The organism is Stenotrophomonas tumulicola (genome assembly GCF_014117215.1).
Taxonomy (GTDB): domain Bacteria; phylum Pseudomonadota; class Gammaproteobacteria; order Xanthomonadales; family Xanthomonadaceae; genus Stenotrophomonas; species Stenotrophomonas tumulicola.
In genome coordinates, this window is the sequence record NZ_JACGXS010000006.1 from 50614 (window position 1) to 71790 (window position 21177).

The following is a 21177-nucleotide window of genomic DNA, read 5'->3' on the forward strand; positions in this document are numbered from 1 at the left end:
GCCGGCAGCACTTGTGATTATTCTTTCGTAGGATGGGGGCGAGTCACTCTGTCATGCTTGGCCGGGCATGAAGTAAATGCACTACGCGTTCAATGGCGCGCTTCCATCAACTCGGAAATCGCGGGCTGGTGACGCAGCATCACACCGCGCCACACCAGTCAACGCCGCCTCACTCCCACTCAATCGTAGCCGGCGGCTTCCCGGAGATGTCATACACCACCCGCGACACGCCCCGCAGTTCATTGATGATGCGGTTGCTCACCGTGCCCAGGAAGTCATACGGCAGGTGCGCCCAGTGCGCGGTCATGAAATCGATGGTCTCCACCGCACGCAGTGCGATCACCCACTCATAGGCACGCGCGTCACCCACCACGCCCACCGACTTCACCGGCAGGAACACCGCGAACGCCTGGCTGGTCTTGTCGTACAGGTCGGCCTTGCGCAGTTCATCGATGAAGATCGCGTCGGCCTTGGCTAGCAGCTCGGCGTACTCACGCTTCACTTCGCCCAGGATGCGCACGCCCAGGCCGGGGCCCGGGAACGGATGGCGGTAGACCATGCTGCGCGGCAGGCCGAGTTCGACGCCGAGGCGACGCACTTCGTCCTTGAACAGTTCGCGCAGCGGTTCCACCAGGCCCAGCTTCATGTGCTCCGGCAGGCCGCCGACGTTGTGGTGGCTCTTGATCACGTGGGCCTTGCCGGTCTTGCTGCCGGCCGACTCGATCACGTCGGGATAGATGGTGCCCTGTGCCAGCCACTTGGCGTTGCTGAGCTTGTTGGACTCTTCATCGAAGATGTCCACGAACAGGTTGCCGATGATCTTGCGCTTGGCTTCCGGGTCGGCCACGCCTTCGAGCTTGTCGAAATAGCGGTCGGCGGCATTCACGCGGATCACCTTGACGCCCATGTGCTCGGCGAACATCGCCATCACCTGGTCGCCCTCCTGCCAGCGCAGCAGGCCGGTGTCGACGAACACGCAGGTCAGCTTGTCACCGATCGCCTTGTGCAGCAGCGCGGCCACGACGGACGAATCGACGCCGCCGGACAGGCCCAGGATCACTTCATCGTCGCCCACCTGTTCGCGCACGCGGGCGATCTGGTCGTCGATGATGTTGGCCGCCGTCCACAGGGTTTCGCAGCCGCACACATCCACCACGAAACGGCGCAGCAGCGCCTGGCCCTGCAGGGTGTGGGTCACTTCCGGGTGGAACTGCACGCCGTACCAGCGCTTCTCTTCGTTGGCCATCGCCGCGACCGGGATGCGGTCGGTGGTGGCGGTGACGGTGAAGCCGGGGGGAGCGACGGAGACGTGGTCGCCGTGGCTCATCCATACGTTCAGGCGGGCCTCGCCCGGGTGATCGCTCAGGCCCTTGAACAGCGAATCCGGGGCGACGACGTTGACCTCGGCGTGGCCGAACTCACGCTGGTCGGCCGCTTCGGTGGCACCACCGAGCTGGGCGGCCAGGGTCTGCATGCCGTAGCAGATGCCGAACACCGGCAGGCCGCTGTCGAATACTTCCTGCGGCGCGGCCGGCGCACCGGGCAGCGTGGTCGATTCCGGGCCACCGGACAGGATGATGCCCTTTGCACCGAACGCAGCGATCTCCGCCGGATCGTGGTCCCAGGCCCAGATTTCGCAGTACACGCCGATCTCGCGGATGCGGCGGGCGATCAGCTGCGTGTACTGCGCGCCGAAATCGAGGATCAGGATCTTGTCGTTATGGATGTTGGTCATGGTGCCCGGGCAATGCAGGAGTGGATACAAAAACGGAACCGGCGGCGGATAGAGAAAGAGGAACGGGAATCAGCTTCCTCGTTCCTCTTTGCTCATGCCGCGTCAGGCGCGGTAGTTCGGCGGCTCTTTGGTGATCTGCACGTCGTGGACGTGGCTCTCCCGTTGGCCGGCACCGCTGATCTTGACGAACTTCGGCTTGCTGCGCATGTCTTCGACGGTGCCGCAGCCCACGTAACCCATGGTGGCGCGCAGGCCGCCCATCAGCTGGTGGATGATGCCGCCGACCGGACCGCGGTACGGCACGCGGCCTTCGATGCCTTCCGGTACCAGCTTGTCGGCGCTGGAGGCGTCCTGGAAATAACGGTCCTTGGACCCCTTCTCCATCGCGGCCAGCGAGCCCATGCCACGGTAGCTCTTGTACGAACGGCCCTGGAACAACTCGGTTTCGCCGGGCGATTCCTCGGTACCGGCCAGCAGGCCGCCGATCATGATGGTCGACGCGCCGGCGGCCAGCGCCTTGCCGATGTCGCCGGAGTAACGGATGCCACCGTCGGCGATCAGCGGGATGCGGTCCTGCAGCGCTTCAGCCACCAGGTCGATGGCGGTGATCTGCGGCACGCCGACGCCGGCAACCACGCGCGTGGTGCAGATGGAGCCCGGGCCGATGCCCACCTTGACCGCGTCGGCACCACTGTCCAGCAGCGCCAGTGCCGCTTCGCCGGTGCAGATGTTGCCACCGACGACCTGCACGTGCGGGAACTTCTTCTTGACCCAGCTCACGCGGTCCAGCACGCCCTGCGAATGGCCGTGCGCGGTGTCGACCACCAGTACGTCCACGCCGGCGGCGACCAGCGCTTCGACGCGATGGTCGGTATCGCCGCCGACGCCCACGGCAGCACCGACCAGCAGGCGCGTGGCGGTGTCCTTGGCGGCGTTCGGGTAGTCGGTGTTCTTCTGGATGTCCTTGACGGTGATCAGGCCGCGCAGGGCAAAATCATCGTTGACCACCAGGATCTTCTCGATGCGGTTGCGATGCAGCAGCAGTTGCACTTCTTCCGAAGCGGCGCCTTCCTTGACCGTGATCAGGCGATCCTTCTTGGTCATGATGTGGCGGACCGGATCGTCCAGCTCGGTTTCAAAGCGCATGTCGCGGTGGGTCACGATGCCCACCAGCTGGCCGCCATCCACCACCGGCACGCCGGAGATGTTGCGCGCACGGGTCAGTGCCAGCACGTCGCGGATGGTGGTTTCCGGGCCGACGGTGATCGGATCGCGGATGACGCCGGCCTCGAACTTCTTGACCTTCGCCACTTCGGCGGCCTGCTGTTCCACGCTGAGGTTCTTGTGGATGATGCCCATGCCGCCGAGCTGGGCCATGGCGATGGCCAGGCGGGCTTCGGTGACCGTATCCATGGCAGCCGAGAGGATCGGAAGCTTCAGCCGCAGGTCGCGGGTCAGCCGGGTTTCCAGGCTGACATCCTTGGGCAGGATCAGGGAGTGTGCGGGGACGAGCGAGACGTCGTCGTAAGTAAGAGCTTCAGCCTGGATGCGCAGCATCGGCATACCCGAGATGTGGGGAAGCGCGTCATTTTACCCTGATTCGCGCCGCAATGGCAGGGGGCGGATGCGACGCAGTGTCGCACTGGCGACACCCCGGTAGCGCCGGGCCATGCCCGGCGAGCACAACGGCGCTGCGGGGAATCCGCCGGGCATGGCCCGGCGCTACCGTCAGAATGCTTCCGCGGCTTCGATCGTGTTCTGCATCAACGTGGCCACGGTCATCGGCCCTACCCCGCCCGGCACCGGCGTGATCCAGCTGGCGCGCGAGGCGGCTGCCTCGAAACCGACGTCTCCCACCAGGCGGCCGTCATCCAGGCGATTGATGCCGACGTCGATCACCACCGCACCCGGCTTCACCCATTCACCCGGCACGATATCCGGACGGCCCACCGCCACCACCAGGATGTCGGCGTTGCGCACGGCCTGTTCCAGCACGTCCCGTGGGGTGAACTTGTGGCAGCTGGTGACGGTGCAGCCGGCGATCAGCAGCTCCAGGCCCATCGGGCGGCCCACGTGGTTGCTGACCCCCACGATGGTCGCATTGCGGCCCCGCACCGGCTGGTCGGTATGGCCAAGCAGGGTGGTGATGCCGCGCGGCGTGCACGGCCGCAGGCCGAACTCACGCAGGGCCAGATGGCCGACATTCTCCGGATGGAAGCCGTCCACGTCCTTGCGCGGGTCGATGCGCTGGATCAGCCGGCGTGCATCGGGGATGCCCGGGAGCGGCAGCTGGATCAGGATGCCGTGGATCCTGGGGTCCGCGTTCAGCTGGTCGATCAGGGCCAGCAGCTCGGCTTCGCTGGTGCCGGCCGGCAGGTCGAAATCGTGCGCTTCGATGCCGACCTTCTCTGCGGCGCGGCGCTTGTTGCGCACGTAGACCGTCGAAGCCGGGTCCCCCCCCACCAGCACCACCGCCAGCCCGGGACGGCTGCCGCCCGCTGCGATGCGGGCATCGACACGCACCTTCAGGCTGTCGAGCAGGTCCTCGGAAATACGGCGGCCGTCAAGGATGCGGGCGGTTGCGGAAGCGTCGGTGTTCAAGGTCATCGAAAGGCGGGCGTGGGGGCGACGGGAGGGTATTGTCCCTGATTCAGCCGGTGCTGGGGGCCTGCCGACTGTAGAGCGGGCCCCTCGCCCGCTGCTGTTGGCGTGGTGGCGGAGCCAGGCGCAGCGGGTCATGGCCGGCCCTGCCCGGTGCCGTGTACGTTACGCCTCCGGGGGCACCTGGTCGGCATTCAAGGTACGCGACTGCCGCTTGGGTGCAGTGAACGGGGTGGGTGTCGGCACGCCAGGCAGCGCACTGCCGAACGCCATGTGCGCCCCTGCACGCAGGCTGCCGCCGGCCATCTCCAACTGGAAACGCTCGGCATCGCGCTCGCGTATCTGCTCGGCGATATCGCGCGCATCGTCTTCCTCGGCACCCAGTTCCATCAGCGCGGCCTGGCCGAACATCACCGCCGATTCGAAGGTTTCGCGGATCTGGAAATCCACGCCGGCATGGATCAACCGCAGCGAATGTTCGCGGTCGAACGAGCGCACCAGCAGCTTGGCCTGCGGGAATTCGTGCGCCGCCAGTTCGACGATGCGGTCGGCCTCTTCGGGGCTGTTGACGCATACCGCGATGGCGCGTGCCGTGCCCGCACCCGAAGCGTGCAGCACGTCCAGCCGGGTGCCGTCGCCGTAATAGATCTTGAAACCGAAGCGTTCGGCGCTGTGGATCATTTCGACGTCGTTGTCGATGATGGTGACGTCCACGTCGCGTGCCAGCAGCGACTGGCTGGCCACCTGCCCAAAGCGGCCGAAGCCGATCAGCAACACGCTGCCGGACAGCCCATCGGCTGCCTCCACGCCTTCCAGGCTGACCACCGCTGCCGGTGCGAAGCGGCGATGGACCAGCACCACCAGCGGCGTCAGCGCCATGGACAACACCACCACCGCGGTGAAATTGGCATTGATGTCCACGTCGATTACGCCGGCGCTGGCAGCCGCGGCGAACAGTACGAAAGCAAACTCCCCGCCCTGCGCCATCACCACCCCACGATCCAGCGCCTGCGCATGGCTGCTGCCCAGCAGCCGCGCCACGACATAGATGCACAACGCCTTGGCGGCCATCAGCGCCACCACCAGGCCGGCGATCAGCGGCCAGTTGCCGGCCACCACGCCCAGGTCCAGCGCCATGCCCACGCTGAGGAAGAACAGCCCCAGCAGGATGCCGCGGAAGGGTTCGATATCGGCTTCGATCTGGTGGCGGAAGGTCGACTCGCTGAGCAGCACCCCTGCCAGGAACGCGCCCATCGCCATCGACAGGCCAGAGAGCTGCATCAGCAGCGCTGCGCCCAGCACCACCAGCAACGCCGCGGCAGTCATCACTTCACGCGCCTTGGCTGCGGCCAGGATGCGGAACAACGGATTGAGCAGGAAGCGGCCGACCAGCACCAGGCCGAGCACTGCCCCGGCACCGATCACGATCGACAGCCAGCGCGACCCTTCGCCATCGGCACTGCCGGCAGACGGGCCCATGAAAGCGACCAGCGCCAGCAAGGGCACGATCAACAGATCTTCGAACAGCAGGATCGAGACGATCTTCTGGCCCGGCGGCAGCGCGATGTCCCCGCGCTCGGCCAGCAGTTGCATCACCACGGCGGTGGAGGTGAGTACGAAACCGGTGGCACCGATGAAGGCCACCTGCCAGGGGAGCCCGAACAGTTTGGCGATGAGGGTCAATACCACCGCGCAGGTGGTGATCTGCAGCGTGCCCAGCCCGAAGATCTCCTTGCGCAGGCTCCACAGGTGCGAAGGCCGCATCTCCAGGCCGATGACGAAAAGAAACATCACCACGCCGAGTTCGGCGGTATGCAGGATCGCCTGCGGATCAGAGAACCAGCCCAGCCCGAACGGACCGATCACCAGGCCGGCGGTGAAATACCCCAGCACCGATCCGAGGCCGAAACGCCGGAACAAGGGCACCATCACCACCGCCGCCCCCAGCAGGGCGACGACCTTGACCAGTTCGCTGGTCGCTGCTTCTACCGCCATGCGGTGTTCCCTTCAATTCACTTGATTGACGTCAACGATAGGGCATGCACGTGCGTCCCGGTAGAGCGGGGCCATGCCCCGCTGCTTCTGGCTGTGACGGGCATGGCCCGTCACTACCCTGCGTCTCGGTAGAGCGGGGCCATGCCCCGCTGCTTCTGGCGGTGACGGGCATGGCCCGTCACTACCCTGCATCCCGGTAGAGCGGGGCCATGCCCCGCTGCTTCTGCCGGTGACGGGCATGGCCCGTCACTACCCTGCGTCTCGGTAGAGCGGGGCCATGCCCCGCTGCTTCTGGCGGTGACGGGCATGGCCCGTCACTACCCTGCCTCCCGGTAGAGCGGGGCCATGCCCCGCTGCTTTTGGCGGTGACGGGCATGGCCCGTCACTACCCTGCATCCCGGTAGAGCGGGGCCATGCCCCGCTGCTTCTGGCGGTGACGGGCATGGCCCGTAACTACCCTGCCTCCCGGTAGAGCGGGGCCATGCCCCGCTGCTTCTGGCGGTGACGGGCATGGCCCGTCACTACCCTGCGCCCCGGTAGAGCGGGGCCATGCCCCGCTGCTTCTGCCGGTGACGGGCATGGCCCGTCACTACCGGTAAAGCGGGGTCAACGCATGCGGCGGCCAGCCGTCACCCGCCGCTGCAGAAGGCGGCGTAGTCGATGTAACCGGGGAACGGCGTGCCGGGGGCGCAGACGGCACACTGCGGGTCGGGGCGGATGCGGGTTTCGCGGAAACGCATGTCCAGCGCGTCGAAGCGCAGCAGTCGTCCGGTCAGCGGCTCGCCGATGCCGAGCAGCAGCTTCACCACTTCGGTGGCCTGCAGCACGCCAGCCAGCCCTGGCAGCACCCCCAGCACCCCGGCTTCGGCACAGTTGGGGGCAAACTCCGGCGGCGGTGGCTCGGGAAACAGGCAGCGGTAACAGGGCGCCACGCCACGCTGCCGGCCGGCATCGAACACGCTCACCTGTCCGTCGAAGCGTTCGATCGCCGCATGGACCAGCGGTTTGGCGTGCTTGATGCACGCGTCGTTGAGCAGGTAGCGCAGGGGAAAGTTGTCCGAGCCATCCAACACCACGTCGATGCCTTCAAGCAGCGCGTCGATGTTGGCCGAGGTCGCCCGTTCGGCGATGGCCTCGACGGTGATGGAAGGGTTGAGGGCGAGCAGCCGCTGCCGCGCCGAGTCCACCTTCGGCGTGCCGATGCTGGCTTCGGTATGCAGGATCTGCCGCTGCAGGTTGCTGCGTTCCACGTGGTCGTCGTCGACCATGCGCAGATGCCCTACCCCGGCCGCAGCAAGGTAGAAGCTGGCGGGAGCGCCCAGGCCGCCGGCGCCCACCACCAGCACGCGCGCGCGCTGCAGGATCCGCTGGCCGGCTTCGCCGACCTGTGGCAACAACATGTGGCGGGAGTAGCGATCATAGAAGTCGCGGTCTTCGTCGCTGGCCAGCGGCTGCACCAGCGGCAGGTCCTGCACGCGCCAGGCCACGGTGCCTCCAGCGACCGAAGCGACATTGGCATAGCCGGCGTCATGCAGTGCCTGCGCCGCGTTCAGCGAGCGCCTGCCGGTCTGGCAGATCAGCAGGATTTCCTGCCCTGGGTGCGGCAGGTGCAGCGCGGGTTCCGCCTGCAGATCGCCCTTGGCGATGCCACGCGCTCCTTCAGCCATGCCGCCAGCGCGCTCGTGCGCTTCGCGCACGTCGATCAGGACAGCGCCATGGGCGATGCGTTCGTGGGCCAGCTTCGGGGAGATTTCCTTGATGCTCATGGCGACATTATCGGCCATGGCGGGTGCAATGGCGGGAGCAGCGGGGCATGGCCCCGCTCTACCGGGTGGGCTGCACCGATCGACGTAACCGCGCGGGTCGCACGGATCCCGGTAGTGACGGGCCATGCCCGTCATCGCCAGATGCAGCGGGGCATGGCCCCGCTCTACCGGGGCCATGCCCGTCACAACAGCAGGTCAGCGACCCTTGACGTGCTTCATCAGGCGGCGCTTGGCCTTGACTTGGCGTTCGGTCAGCGGGTTCTTCTTGCCTTCGTACGGGTTGGCACCTTCGCGGAAGATGAACTGCACCGGGGTGCCGACCAGTTTGAAGCGCTTGCGGAAGAAGTTCTCCAGGTAGCGCTTGTACGAATCCGGCAGGTCCTTCAGGCGCGTGCCGTGCACGATGAAGGTCGGCGGGTTGGCGCCGCCCGGATGCACGTAGCGCAGCTTGGACACATGCCCACGGATGGCCGGCGGCGGATTGGTCTCGTAGGCCACTTCCAGCGCCTTGTTGACTTCGCTGGTGCTGAACTCGTGGTTGGCCGAGGCATGCGCACGATGCACCGCGCGGAACAGCTCGCGCAGGCCCGAACCGTGCATCGCCGAAATACGCACCGACTCCGCCCACGGAACGAATCCCAGGCGCAGCGACAATTGCGTCTCGGCCTGTTCGCGCTGGTAGTCGGTCAGCCCATCCCACTTGTTGATGGCGATCACCAGTGCACGACCCGCATCCAGCACCGCGCCCAGCACGCTGGCGTCCTGGTCGGTGACGCCTTCATGCGCGTCCAGCATCAACACGGCCACCTGGCACTGCTCGATCGCCTGCAGTGTCTTGACCACGGAGAACTTCTCCACCGCCTCATCCACCCGCGCCTTCCGGCGCAGGCCGGCGGTGTCGATCAGGCGGTACTCGCGGCCGTCACGTTCCAGGTCCACCGAGATGGAATCGCGGGTGGTGCCCGGCACTTCCGAGGCGATCATCCGCTCTTCGCCCAGGATGCGGTTGACCAGCGTCGACTTGCCCACGTTGGGACGGCCGACGAAGGCAATGCGCACCCGGTTCGGATCGTTGTCCATCTCCTCGGTGCTGCCCTCTTCCGGCAGGCGCTGCACGACTTCATCGAGAAGATCGTCCAGGCCCTGGCGGTGGGCTGCGGAGATGGTCAGCATTTCGCTGAAGCCGTAGCGCGAGAACTCCGCGCGCACGGTGTCTTCGTCGGTGCCGTCGATCTTGTTGATCAGCAACACCTTGGGCTGCTGCTGCTTGCGCAGCCAGGCCAGGATGTCATCGTCCAGCGAAGAGGTGCCGTCACGCGCGTCGACCACGAAGATGATCAGGTCGGCTTCGGCAGCCGCGGCACGAGCCTGGCGTGCGGTAGCACCGGCCAGGCCTTCCTCCTGTTCGGCGATGCCGCCGGTGTCCACGATCAGGAACGGGTTGTCCTCATCCAGGCGACAGACACCGTAGTTGCGGTCACGGGTCACGCCGGGCTGGTCATGGACCAGCGCGTCGCGGGTGCGCGTGAGCGCGTTGAAGATTGTGGACTTGCCGACATTCGGCCGTCCGACCAGGGCGACCAGGGGCAGCATCGCGTTTACTCCGTGATTAATTGGCCAACCGGTAGGCGGTCAGCTTGCCTTCGACGTTCTGCACCAGCAGGACCCCGTCGGCGACTATCGGTTGGGCCTTGACGGTCCCGCCGGTCTTTGCCCGGGCGGCCATCGCGCCATCGGATTGTTGCAGCCAGTGCACGTAGCCATCGAGATCGCCGACGACCACATAATCGCCCTGCAACGCCGGCCCGGTCAGCTCGCGACGCGCCAGGCCGGTCTGCGACCAGCTGGCCGTGCCGCTCTGCTTGTCCAGGCCGAACACGCCGCCCTGGTTGTCGGTGACGATGGCGTAGGACGAGGACAGGGCGACGCCACCGGCGCCACCATGGTCACGTGCCCACAACGGACGACCGGTCGGGCCTTCGATGGCCATGGTCTGGTTCTTGAAGCTGCTGGCGTACAGCGTGGAGCCTTCCAGCACCGGTGCGCCGTCGATGTCGGCCATGCGGTCCAGCTCGGTACGCCCTTCCGGGTTGCCGACCACCTGGTCCCACAGGGTGCGGCCGTCGGCAGACGCCAGCGCGGAGATGCTGCCGTCATCGTTGCCGATGAACAGCACGCCCGGGCCCGGCACGATCGGCGCGTTGCCGCGCACGGTCAGCGCCGGCAGTTCGCGCGGGTTGAACCAGCGCTGGGTGCCGTTGGATACATCCAGCGCGGTGATGCGGCCATCGTTGCTGCGCACGTACACCATGCCCTGGCCGATGGAGGGGGCGGAAATCACTTCACCCGAGACCTTGGCGCGCCACTTCTCGGTGCCGTCATTGGCGTCAAGCGCGATGACCTGGCCGTCCAGCGTGCCGATGGCCACCAGCCCCTCGCCCACGCCCGGTCCACCGGACAGGCGTAGCTTCGGCTTCTTCTTTTCCTTGGCCGGCTTGTAGGTCCAGACGTTCTTGCCGGTCTGCAGGTCGATGGCATGCACGCCGCCGGTGATCGCCGCGGCATAGACACGGCCATCGGCCACTGCCGGGCCCTGGCGGACGCCGATGCGGTCTTCACCCTTGCCCAGGTTCACCGACCACATCTTGTCGACCTTGACGGTCGAGTCGAACTTCACCAGTTCGGCCGGCTCCTGCAACTTCTTCGCTTCGGCGTCCTTGCCGGCGAACCAGCCCTTCACCGTGCTGCAGCCGGACAGCGCCATGCCGAGCATCGCAACCATGGCAAACCGCTTGAGGATGACCATCTGACCCATTACACCGACTCCTCGGTTGCCGCGACCTTGCCGCCAGCATCCATCAACTTGGTTTCCAGCAGGCGCCGCTGCGGCGCCGCCACGTCCAGCGTCTTGAGCGCCTTCTCATACTGTTCGCGGGCCTGGTCACGCTTGCCCTGCGCCGCCAGTGCATCGCCGTGGATCTCCAGCGCGCCGGCGTCGGTCGCCTGGCCAAGCAGGGTGATCGCTTCCGCGCCCTTGCCGGTCGCCACCAGCAGCCGCGCGATGCGCAGGTCCACCACGTGCTTCAGGTCGCCTTCCACGTCCAGCGCGCGCAGCGTCGCCAGTGCGTCGTCGTTCTTGCCGGCTTCCACCTGGGCCTTGGCCAGCTGCAGCGCAGCCAGTTCCGAATAGATGTTGGACGGACCGGCGTCGAGCGCCTTGACCGCCTTGCCGGCATCGTCGAGCTTGTTGTCCTGGATGCCCTGGAGCACCTTCTGGTACTCGATGTTGGCCGCTGCCAGCTTGTTGCCGTGTTCCTGCTGCCACCACTGCCAGCCGCCGATGGCACCGATGGCAATCACTACGCCGCCGATGATGCTCAGGCCATTCTTCCGCAGCCAAGTGCGGACGCGTTCACTTTGTTCGTGCTCGTCGAGCAGGTCGTCGATCGCCATGCGTACTCTCGCCCTACCCGTGCCGGAGGCAAGCTCGCCGGGGAGGACTGTTCAATGGATTGTGGATTCCGGCCCGGGCCTCAGTGTGAAACCGGGACCACGGAGCCGTCAGAGGATACCGCAAAGCGTGCAACGTTGGCTCGCTGATATGGCCCAAGATCAATCATGGCGCCATTCTGCTGAACCTCCACCTGCGATGCATTGCCCAGCACGATCCGGCCCACCTGGCCCGGTGCGAAGCTGCGCGACTGCCCTGCGGGGATCAGCGCCTTCTCCACCGTGCCGCCATCAGGGGCGGTGATTTCCACCCAGCTGTCACCGCTGAACTGCAGTGCCAGGGCACGACCGGCGGCAACCGGTTCGGCCGCCGGACGCGGCACCGGCGTCAGCGATGCCATGTAAGGCGCCGGTGCCGGACGCGCTGCCGGGGGCTGTGGCATCCCGTTCGGGGCGGCGGCCGGGCCGCCCTCGCCATCGGCGGCGGGTGCCACCGCGACGGTGGACGGGATCACATCCAGCGAGGCGGTGTTCAATCCGGCGTCCAGGTGGCTGCGGGTGGCAAACCATACCGGTACGGCCAGCGCGGCGGTGATGCCGACATACAACAGGCGGCGCCCCAGGCTTTCGGCGATGCGCCGCGCGCGCGGGGTGTGGGTGTGGCTGACCAGGGTGGGCGGCACGATCGGGCCCACCTGCGCCTGCTCCAGCACTTCACCCACGTCCACGCCCAGCAGGCGGGCATAACTGCGCAACTGGCCACGTACGAACACCGGTGCGCCCAGGCGCTGCCAGCGCTCTTCTTCCAGCGAACGCACCACCTGTGCAGGCATGTGCAGTCGCTGTGCCACCTCGTCGAGGGTCAGTCCTGCCGCTTCCCGGGCCTGGCGCAGGCGCTCACCACAGCCTGCTGCCGTCTCGAAAGCGTTCACGGTCTGGTTATCGGTCACGATGCTTCAACCCTTGGAATTGGGGTCCGCATCCTGCGGAAATTCCTGTCGAATCTGTTGTTGGTAACGCGCGGCCGCTGCCGCATCGCCCAGTCGCGTTTCGATTTGCGACGCCAGTTGTAACACGGAACGTGTTGGTGATGCAGCCGCAAGCCGACGTTCGGAGAATGCACGCGCCTCCATGAAGCTGTCTTTCTGGAAGGCAAGCTGCGCCATGACTTCCAGCGCCTGCGCATTACGGGGGTCACGAACCAGGGCAGCACGCAGGTCCCGCTCGGCCCGTTCCGGCTGCCCGGCCTGGAGGGCGCAGGCGCCCGCGTTGGACAGGGCCACCGACGCCGTGGCGTAACCGGGAGCCGCCAGGGCACGATCGAACCAGCCCAGTGATTCGGCTGCCCGCCCCTGCTGGCACAGCCATGCCGCGTAATTGTTCAATACGTCGCCGCGCTCCGGGGCCTCGCTGGCCGCACGCTGCAACAAGGTACCGGCCTGCTGCGTGTCGCCGCGGCGCTGGGCGATGGAAGCCAGCAGGAGCAGCGCGTCAGGGCGCTCGGGCACCAGTTTCTGCGCTGCGCGCGCACGCTTTTCCGCCGACTGCAGGTTGCCCGCGCTGAAATCCGAACCGGCCAGGGTCAGCTGGGTCTGGTACTGGTGCTGGCGACGCACCTGGTCACCATCGCGGGCGGTGTAAGTCTGCGCGACCGCCATTCCGCCCTTGGGCAGCTTGGTGCCACCGGATCCGCCACAGCCGGCCAGCGCCAGCAGGCAGAGGATGCCGGCCGGCCACAGGCGCTCAGGCCGCAGCATCGCGCCCGGCCCCTTGCTGCAGGGACTTGTTGAACTCGGCCTGGCGGCGGGTACGGTCCATGACCTGCCCCTTCAGCTGGCCACAGGCCGCATCGATATCGTCGCCGCGGGTGCGTCGCACCATGGTCAGCACCTGCGAATCGAGCAGGATCTTCTGGAACGCACGGATCTGGGTTTCGTCCGAACGCTCGTAGCGGGTGCCCGGGAACGGATTGAACGGGATCAGGTTGACCTTGCCCGAGTTGGCCGCCTGCACCGCGTTGTCGAACTGGCGCATCAGCCGCGCCAGCTGGCGGGCGTGCTCGGGCTGGTCGTTGATGCCCTTCATCAGGGTGTACTCGAAGGTCACCGATTCGCGGCGCTTGTTGGCGCGCAGGTAGCGTGCGCAGGAAGCCATCAGCTCGACGATCGGATATTTCTTGTTGAGCGGAACCAGGGTTTCGCGCAGTTCGTCGTTCGGTGCGTGCAGCGACACCGCCAGCGATACGTCGCTCTCGCTGGACAACCGGTCGATCTGCGGCACCAGGCCGGAGGTCGACAGGGTCACGCGCTTGTTGGCCAGGCCATAGCCCAGGTCGTCGCGCATCACGCTCATGGCGCGCACGACGTTGTCGAAATTCATCAGCGGCTCGCCCATGCCCATCATCACCACGTTGGTGAGGCGGCGCTGCTGGTGCGGCACGTTGCCCAGGTGGCGCGCCGCGACCCACACTTGGCCGATGATCTCGGCGGTGGACAGGTTGCGGTTGAAGCCCTGGGTGGCGGTGGAGCAGAAGGTGCAGTTCAGCGCACAGCCGACCTGCGAGGACACGCACAACGTGCCCCGGTTCTTGTCCGGGATGTAGACCGCTTCGATGGCGTTCTTGCCATCGGTGCCCATCGCCAGCAACCACTTGTGGGTACCGTCGGCAGAAGGCTTGTCGAACACGATGTTCGGCACCAGCACCTCGGCATGCTGGTGCAGCTTTGCGCGCAGCGGCTTGCCGAGGTCGGTCATCAGATCGAAATCGGTAACGTAGCGATGGTGGATCCACTTCATTACCTGGTGGGCACGGTAGCGCGCTTCGCCGAGCGTGTCGGCGAAGAAGCGCTCCAACCCCTCGCGATCGAGGTCGAGCAGGTTCTGCTTGCCAGCGGAAGCGGCCGTCTTCGGCAGCGGCTGGATGGCGGGTGTCTGTACGACCTCGTTCACGGCATCACTCTCAGCGCGAAACGACTTCGGTGGCAGCGAAGAAGTAGGCGATTTCATTGGCGGCATTGTCGACCGAGTCCGAACCGTGGGCGGCGTTGGCATCGATCGAATCGGCGAAGTCGGCGCGGATGGTGCCCGGCGCGGCTTCCTTCGGATTGGTGGCACCGAGCAGGTCACGATGGGCCAGGACGGCGTTCTCGCCTTCCAGGGCCTGAATCATCACCGGGCCGGAGATCATGAACTCGACCAGCGCGTTGAAGAACGGGCGCTCGCGGTGCACGGCGTAGAAGCCTTCGGCTTCGGCGCGCGACAGCTGCTTGTACTTGGCGGCAACGATCTTCAGGCCAGCCTTTTCAAAGCGGGCGTAGATTTCACCGATGACGTTCTTGGCGACAGCGTCCGGCTTGATGATCGAAAGGGTGCGCTCCAGCGCCATGGTGGTATCTCCGAGGATCGGGCCACGGAAGGACCCGAGAGTAACATTAAAAAAACCCGCGTCAAAACGCGGGCTTAGCCTGATAAACGTGCGCGGATTGTAACGCTTGCAACCAGACAGCGTCCAGCGACCGGTTCAGCTGGCGCCGACGCCCTTCCGTAGCGCCGGGCCATGCCCGGCGGAAGACCCGGACGGCCGCCGCTGCGCTCGCCGAGCATGGCTCGGCGCTACCCGAGCTGGGCCATGCCCTTCCGTGGCGCCGGGCCATGCCCGGCGGATGGCCCGGACGGCTGCCGCTGCGCTCGCCGAGCATGGCTCGGCGCTACCCAAGCCGGGCCATGCCCTTCCGTAGCGCCGGGCCATGCCCGGCGGATGACCCGGACGGCCGCCGCTGCGCTCGCCGAGCATGGCTCGGCGCTACCCGAGCCGGGCCACGCCCTTCCGTGGCGCCGGGCCATACCCGGCGGATGGCCCGGACGGCCGCCGCTGCGCTCGCCGGGCATGGCTCAGCGCTACCCGAGCCGGGCCACGCCGTTCCGTAGCGCCGGGCCATGCCCGGCGGATGGCCCGAACGGCTGCCGCTGCGCTCGCCGAGCATGGCTCGGCGCTACCCGAGCTAGGCCACGCCCTTCCGTGGCGCCGGGCCATGCCCGGCGGATGGCCCGTGTTGCGCCGCACAATGCGCAAGCCGGCAGACGGGTCTAGTATCAAACAATCGTTTGATTGAACCCTGCCCTGCCCATGGCCAAGCCTGCCCACTTCTCCACCAAGGACCGCATCCTCGGCGCTGCCGAGGAACTGTTCGCGCTGCATGGTTTTGCCGGCACGTCGCTGCGCCAGGTCACCAGCCAGGCCGATGTGAACATCGCGGCGGTCAACTACCACTTCGGCTCCAAGGAAAACCTGGTCAACGAGGTGTTCCGCCGGCGTATGGATGAAATGACCGCCGCACGCATGGGCCAGCTGGAGAAGGCCCGCATCGACCACCCCGGCGAACTGCGCCCGGTGCTGGCCGCCTTCGTCGAGCCGGCGCTGGCGATGGCCCAGGACCGCCAGAGCGGCGGTGCCTTCGTGCGCGTGATCGCCCGCGCCTACGCGGAAAAGAACGACAGCCTGCGCAAGTTCCTGTCCGATCACTATGGCCATGTATTGCGTGAGTTCGGCAAGGCGATCGCCGCCTGCGTGCCGCAGCTCAGCAAGGAAGAGCTGTACTGGCGGCTGGACTTCCTGGCCGGGTCGCTGACCTACGCGATGGCCGACTTCGGCCTGATCAAGCGACCCGCAGGTGTCACCGAATCGGCGCATCGTGCCCATGCCGCCCAGGAACTGATCCATTTCGCCGAAGCCGGCTTCCGCGCCAGCGCAGCTGCCCCCGCTCCGACACCCCTCTCCACCCCGTAGAGCCGGGCCATGCCCGGCTTCCAGACAACAAAGGCTTATCGACATGTCCAATTCCCTGCTAGTCCGCCGCGCTGCCGTGCTGGGTGCCGGCGTCATGGGTGCCCAGATCGCAGCCCACCTGACCAATGCCGGCGTCGACACCGTATTGTTCGACCTGCCCGCCAAGGAAGGTCCGGCCGATGGCATCGTGCTCAAGGCGATCGCCAACCTGGGCAAGCTCAGCCCTGCCCCGCTGGCCAGCAAGTCCTACGCCGAGGCGATCACCCCGGCGAACTACGAGACTGGCCTTGAGCACCTGAAGGACTGCGACCTGATCATCGAAGCCATCGCAGAACGCATCGACTGGAAGCAGGACCTGTACAAGAAGATCGCCCCGTTCGTGGCCGATCATGCGGTGCTGGCCTCCAACACCTCCGGCCTGGGCATCAACAAGCTCGCCGACGTGCTGCCGGAACAGCTGCGCCACCGCTTCTGCGGCGTGCACTTCTTCAACCCGCCGCGCTACATGCACCTGGCCGAGCTGATTCCGGCCAGCACCACCGACGCCAGCGTGCTGGAAGGCCTGGAAGCGTTCCTGGTCACCACCCTGGGCAAGGGCGTGGTGTACGCCAAGGACACCCCGAACTTCATCGGCAACCGCATCGGCGTGTTCTCGATCCTGTCCACCATCCACCACACCCAGGCCTTCGGCCTGGGCTTCGATGAGGTGGACGGCCTGACCGGCCCGCTGGTCGGCCGCCCGAAGTCGGCCACCTACCGCACCTCCGACGTGGTCGGGCTGGACACCATGGCCCACGTCATCAAGACCATGGGCGACACCCTGCCGGATGATCCGTGGCATGAGTACTTCACCTCGCCGAAGTGGCTGGACGCGCTGATCGGCAAGGGCGCACTGGGCCAGAAGACCGGTGCGGGCATCTTCCGCAAGGTCGGCAAGGACATCGTGGTGCTGGACCTGGAGAAGCAGGACTACCGCCCCGCCGACCGCAGCGCCGCGCCGGAAGTGGTCGAGATCCTGAAGATCAAGAACCCCGCTGAAAAGTTCGCCAAGCTGCGCGAAAGCCAGCACCCGCAGGCGCAGTTCCTGTGGGCGACCTTCCGCGACCTGTTCCACTACAGCGCCTACCACCTGGCCGACATCGCCGAGACCGCGCGTGATGTCGACCTGGCCATCCGCTGGGGTTACGGCTGGTCGCTGGGCCCGTTCGAGACCTGGCAGGCGGCCGGCTGGAAGCAGGTTGCGCAGTGGATCGCCGATGACATCCTCGCCGGCAAGAGCATGAGCAACGCCCCACTGCCGGATTGGGTGTTCGACGGCCGCGACGGCGTGCACGCCGCCGAGGGCAGCTACAGCCCGTCGCGCAACGCCAAGCTGCCGCGTTCTTCGCTGCCGGTATACCAGCGCCAGCGTTTCCCGGATCCGCTGCTGGGCGAGACCTTCAGCCCCGGCGAGACGGTGTTCGAGAACGATGGCGTGCGCATGTGGCACGACGGCGACGGCATCGCCGTGGTCAGCTTCAAGACCAAGATGAACACCGTGTCCGACCACGTGCTCAACGGCCTGCAGGAAGCGATCAAGCGCGCCGAGCAGGACTACAAGGGCCTGGTGATCTGGCAGCAGAAGGAACCCTTCTCCGCCGGTGCGGACCTGGCCGGCGCGCTCGGCCTGCTGCAGGCCGGCAAGGTCGAGCAGTTCGAAGAGATGGTGCACAACTTCCAGCGCACCAGCCAGGCGATCAAGTACTCGCTGGTACCGGTGGTGACCGCCGTGCGCGGCCTGGCGCTGGGCGGCGGCTGCGAATTCCAGATGCACAGCGCCAAGAGCGTGGCCGCGCTGGAAAGCTACATCGGCCTGGTCGAGGCTGGCGTCGGCCTGCTGCCGGCCGGTGGTGGCCTGAAGGAACTGGCGGTGCGCGCTTCGCAGGCCGCCGGCCCGGGCGGTGATGTGTTCGCCGAACTGAAGAAGACCTTCGAAACCGTTGCGATGGCCAAGGTCTCCAACTCGGCGGTCAACGCCAAGGAACTGGGCCTGATGCGCGCCACCGACAAGGTGGTGTTCAACAGCTTCGAAGCGCTGCATATCGCCAAGGCCGAAGTGCTGGCGCTGGCCGAAGGCGGCTACCGTCCGCCGATGCCGGCCCGCCGCATCCAGGTGGCCGGCGACGTCGGCATCGCCACCTTCAAGATGATGCTGGTCAACATGCTGGAAGGCCGCTTCATCAGCCCGTACGACTACGAGATCGCCGTGCGCATCGCCACCGTGCTGTGCGGCGGCGAAGTGGATCGCGGCACGCTGGTGGACGAGGAGTGGCTGCTGACCCTGGAGCGCAAGCACTTCGTCGAACTGGCCCAGCAGGAAAAGACCCAGGCCCGCATCGCGCACATGCTCAAGACCGGCAAGCCGCTGCGTAATTGATTGATGGTGGGTGCCGACCCTGGTCGGCACTTCCTGCTGTGGCAGTCGAGCATGGCTCGACTCTACGAAACCTATTCAAGAGATCACTGCAATGACCAAGCAAATCCAGGACGCCTACATCGTCGCCGCCACCCGGACTCCGGTTGGCAAGGCGCCCAAGGGCGTGTTCCGCAACACCCGTCCCGATGACATGCTCGCCCACGTGCTCAAGGCCGTGGTCGCGCAGGCGCCGGGCATCGACGTCAACCGCATCGACGATGCCATCATCGGCTGCGCCATGCCCGAAGCCGAGCAAGGCATGAACGTGGCGCGCATCGGCGTGCTGCTGGCCGGCCTGCCGGACACCATCGCCGCGCAGACGGTCAACCGCTTCTGCTCCTCCGGCCTGCAGGCCGTGGCGATGGCCGCCGACCAGATCCGCCTGGGCAACGCCGACCTGATGCTGGCCGGCGGTACCGAGTCGATGTCGATGGTGCCGATGATGGGCAACAAGATCGCGATGGCACCGAGCGTGTTCGACAACGACCACGTTGCCATTGCCTACGGCATGGGCATCACCGCCGAGAAGGTCGCCGAGGAATGGAAGGTCTCCCGCGAAGAGCAGGATGCCTTTGCGCTGGCCTCGCACCAGAAGGCGATCGCCGCGATCCAGAACGGCGAGTTCAAGGACGAGATCAGCCCCTACGACGTGCGTACCCGCCAGCCCGACCTGGCCGATGGCCGCCGCATCATCACCCGCGACAGGATCGTCGATACCGACGAGGGCCCACGCCTGGATTCGTCCGCGGAAGGCCTGGCCAAGCTGCGCCCGGTGTTCCGCAACGGCCAGTTCGGCGGCACCGTCACGGCGGGCAATTCGTCGCAGATGAGCGACGGTGCCGGTGCGGTGCTGCTGGCATCCGAGCAGGCGGTGAAGGATTACGGCCTGAAGCCGCTGGCGCGTTTCGTCAGCTTCTCGGTCGCCGGCGTGCGTCCGGAAGTGATGGGCATCGGCCCGATCGCCGCGATTCCGAAGGCACTGAAGCAGGCCGGCCTGAGCCAGGACCAGTTGGACTGGATCGAGCTCAACGAAGCGTTTGCTGCGCAGTCGCTGGCAGTGATCCGCGATTGCGGGCTGGACCCTGACAAGGTGAACCCGCTGGGCGGCGCCATCGCCCTGGGCCATCCGCTGGGCGCCACCGGTGCGATCCGTACCGCCACCCTGCTGCATGGCCTACGCCGTCGCCAGCAGAAGTACGGCATGGTGACCATGTGCATCGGCACCGGCATGGGCGCGGCGGGCATCTTCGAAGCGCTGTAAGTGGTGTTGGTTGCCGGGGCTGCGCCCCGGCAACCTGTTGGAGCCAAGGCAACGGCAACTTCAAAAGCCTGTGGGCTGTTGGCGGGTCGGGGTGGGTTCGCGGGGGCGTTGAGCGCCAAGGATGGCGCGAAACGAGGCCCGCAGGATGCGGCTTTTGCCGTCCCCCGACCAGCCCCACCGCCCGGCCCACCCCGCAGCTGCGTAAAAGCCGCCAGCCACGAGGGGCCCAGCCGTTCGCCGGATCAATCGTCTTCGGCGAGCATTTCCTGCAGCTTCTGCCGGGCCGGCTTGGCCAGCTTCTTGCTGTTCAACGCGAAGCGGATGGTGGCTTCCACCAGGCCGAGATGAGTGCCGCAATCGAAACGACGCCCTTCGAAACGATACGCGTCGACCGGCTCGCTCTTGAGCAGCTGCGCAATGGCGTCGGTCAGCTGGATCTCGCCACCGGCACCGGTGCCGGTCGCTTCCAGCAGCTCGAAGATCTTCGGGCTGAGCACGTAACGGCCCACCACCGCCAGGTCACTGGGTGCGTCTTCCGGCTTGGGCTTTTCGACGATGGCCGAGATGCGGCCATGGCTGCCATCGAACGCATCGGTGGCGACGATACCGTAGCTGGCCGTCTGTTCGTGCGGCACGTCTTCGACGGCGATCACGCTGGCACCGGTCGAGGCGTTCAGATCGGTCATCTGCTTGAGCGCGCCATCGCCGCGGTTGTAGATCAGGTCATCAGGCAGCAGGACCGCGAACGGCTCGTCGCCAACGATCTCTTTCGCGCACAGGACCGCATGGCCCAGCCCCAACGCTTCGGCTTGGGTCACGAATACCGCGCGCACGCCGTTGGGCAGCACGTGGCGGACCAGCTCCAGCTGTTCGGTCTTGCCCGCACGCTCGAGCTTCTGCTCCAGTTCGTAGGCCTTGTCGAAGTAGTCAGCCACCGCATGCTTGTAGCGGTTAGTGATGAAGATCAGGGTATCGCAGCCGGCCTGGATGGCCTCGTCGACGGCGTACTGGATCAGCGGACGATCGATGATCGGCAGCATTTCCTTTGGAACCGTCTTGGTTGCCGGCAAAAAGCGTGTCCCTAGCCCTGCCACTGGAAAAACTGCCTTACGAACTCGCTTGCTCATC

Annotated in this window: 16 protein-coding genes; 3 read left to right on the forward strand and 13 right to left on the reverse strand. The window is 66.5% G+C overall.

What is annotated here, in order from left to right; genetic code table 11:
- Window positions 1-169: 169 nt before the first annotated feature.
- From guaA to ndk, 12 genes are all read right to left on the reverse strand, one after another.
- The gene (guaA, locus tag H4O11_RS12635; protein WP_182339779.1) at window positions 170-1735 is read right to left on the reverse strand and encodes a glutamine-hydrolyzing GMP synthase; all 1566 of its coding nucleotides are present in this window, start codon (window positions 1733-1735) and stop codon (window positions 170-172) included.
- Between the two features lie 102 nt (window positions 1736-1837).
- Window positions 1838-3292 carry an IMP dehydrogenase gene (gene guaB, locus H4O11_RS12640; RefSeq protein WP_182339780.1) on the reverse strand — a complete coding sequence of 485 codons (1455 nt, stop codon included), beginning with the start codon at window positions 3290-3292 and terminating at the stop codon, window positions 1838-1840.
- Between the two features lie 171 nt (window positions 3293-3463).
- Entirely contained in the window at window positions 3464-4336 is an 873-nt protein-coding gene (gene folD / locus H4O11_RS12645) for a bifunctional methylenetetrahydrofolate dehydrogenase/methenyltetrahydrofolate cyclohydrolase FolD (RefSeq protein WP_246333466.1), read from the reverse strand.
- 165 nt (window positions 4337-4501) lie between these two features.
- Entirely contained in the window at window positions 4502-6331 is a 1830-nt protein-coding gene (locus H4O11_RS12650) for a monovalent cation:proton antiporter-2 (CPA2) family protein (protein WP_182339782.1), read from the reverse strand.
- A 629-nt stretch (window positions 6332-6960) separates the two neighbouring features.
- Entirely contained in the window at window positions 6961-8097 is a 1137-nt protein-coding gene (gene moeB, locus H4O11_RS12655) for a molybdopterin-synthase adenylyltransferase MoeB (protein WP_182339783.1), read from the reverse strand.
- 195 nt (window positions 8098-8292) lie between these two features.
- On the reverse strand, window positions 8293-9690 hold the full coding sequence (gene der / locus H4O11_RS12660) for a ribosome biogenesis GTPase Der (protein WP_182339784.1): 1398 nt from the start codon (window positions 9688-9690) through the stop codon (window positions 8293-8295).
- Between the two features lie 16 nt (window positions 9691-9706).
- Window positions 9707-10912: an outer membrane protein assembly factor BamB gene (gene bamB / locus H4O11_RS12665; RefSeq protein ID WP_182339785.1), complete on the reverse strand. Its 1206-nt coding sequence runs from the start codon at window positions 10910-10912 to the stop codon at window positions 9707-9709.
- A complete protein-coding gene (locus H4O11_RS12670) occupies window positions 10912-11550 on the reverse strand; it encodes a YfgM family protein (protein ID WP_182339786.1) in 639 nt (212 codons plus the stop codon). The genes bamB and H4O11_RS12670 overlap by 1 nt, the downstream gene beginning before the upstream one ends.
- 80 nt (window positions 11551-11630) lie before the next feature.
- On the reverse strand, window positions 11631-12497 hold the full coding sequence (locus H4O11_RS12675) for a RodZ domain-containing protein (RefSeq protein WP_182339787.1): 867 nt from the start codon (window positions 12495-12497) through the stop codon (window positions 11631-11633).
- A 6-nt stretch (window positions 12498-12503) separates the two neighbouring features.
- The gene (locus H4O11_RS12680; protein ID WP_182339788.1) at window positions 12504-13304 is read right to left on the reverse strand and encodes a tetratricopeptide repeat protein; all 801 of its coding nucleotides are present in this window, start codon (window positions 13302-13304) and stop codon (window positions 12504-12506) included.
- Window positions 13291-14496, reverse strand: a complete 1206-nt coding sequence (gene rlmN / locus H4O11_RS12685) for a dual-specificity RNA methyltransferase RlmN (RefSeq protein WP_182339789.1) — start codon at window positions 14494-14496, stop codon at window positions 13291-13293. Before rlmN ends, H4O11_RS12680 begins: the two co-directional genes overlap by 14 nt.
- A 10-nt stretch (window positions 14497-14506) precedes the next feature.
- Window positions 14507-14932 carry a nucleoside-diphosphate kinase gene (gene ndk, locus H4O11_RS12690; RefSeq protein ID WP_182339790.1) on the reverse strand — a complete coding sequence of 142 codons (426 nt, stop codon included), beginning with the start codon at window positions 14930-14932 and terminating at the stop codon, window positions 14507-14509.
- A 741-nt stretch (window positions 14933-15673) separates the two neighbouring features.
- Between ndk and H4O11_RS12695 the strand changes: the two genes are divergently transcribed.
- The 3 genes from H4O11_RS12695 to H4O11_RS12705 all read left to right on the forward strand — a co-directional run bounded on the left by H4O11_RS12695 (window position 15674) and on the right by H4O11_RS12705 (window position 20049).
- The gene (locus tag H4O11_RS12695) at window positions 15674-16333 is read left to right on the forward strand and encodes a TetR/AcrR family transcriptional regulator (protein ID WP_182339791.1); all 660 of its coding nucleotides are present in this window, start codon (window positions 15674-15676) and stop codon (window positions 16331-16333) included.
- Window positions 16334-16376: 43 nt separating this feature from the next.
- The gene (locus H4O11_RS12700; RefSeq protein WP_182339792.1) at window positions 16377-18749 is read left to right on the forward strand and encodes a 3-hydroxyacyl-CoA dehydrogenase/enoyl-CoA hydratase family protein; all 2373 of its coding nucleotides are present in this window, start codon (window positions 16377-16379) and stop codon (window positions 18747-18749) included.
- A 91-nt stretch (window positions 18750-18840) separates the two neighbouring features.
- The gene (locus H4O11_RS12705) at window positions 18841-20049 is read left to right on the forward strand and encodes an acetyl-CoA C-acyltransferase (RefSeq protein ID WP_182339793.1); all 1209 of its coding nucleotides are present in this window, start codon (window positions 18841-18843) and stop codon (window positions 20047-20049) included.
- Between the two features lie 242 nt (window positions 20050-20291).
- Here the strand turns inward: H4O11_RS12705 and galU are convergent, their stop codons facing one another.
- Window positions 20292-21176: a UTP--glucose-1-phosphate uridylyltransferase GalU gene (gene galU / locus H4O11_RS12710; protein ID WP_182339794.1), complete on the reverse strand. Its 885-nt coding sequence runs from the start codon at window positions 21174-21176 to the stop codon at window positions 20292-20294.
- Window position 21177 lies beyond the last annotated feature (1 nt).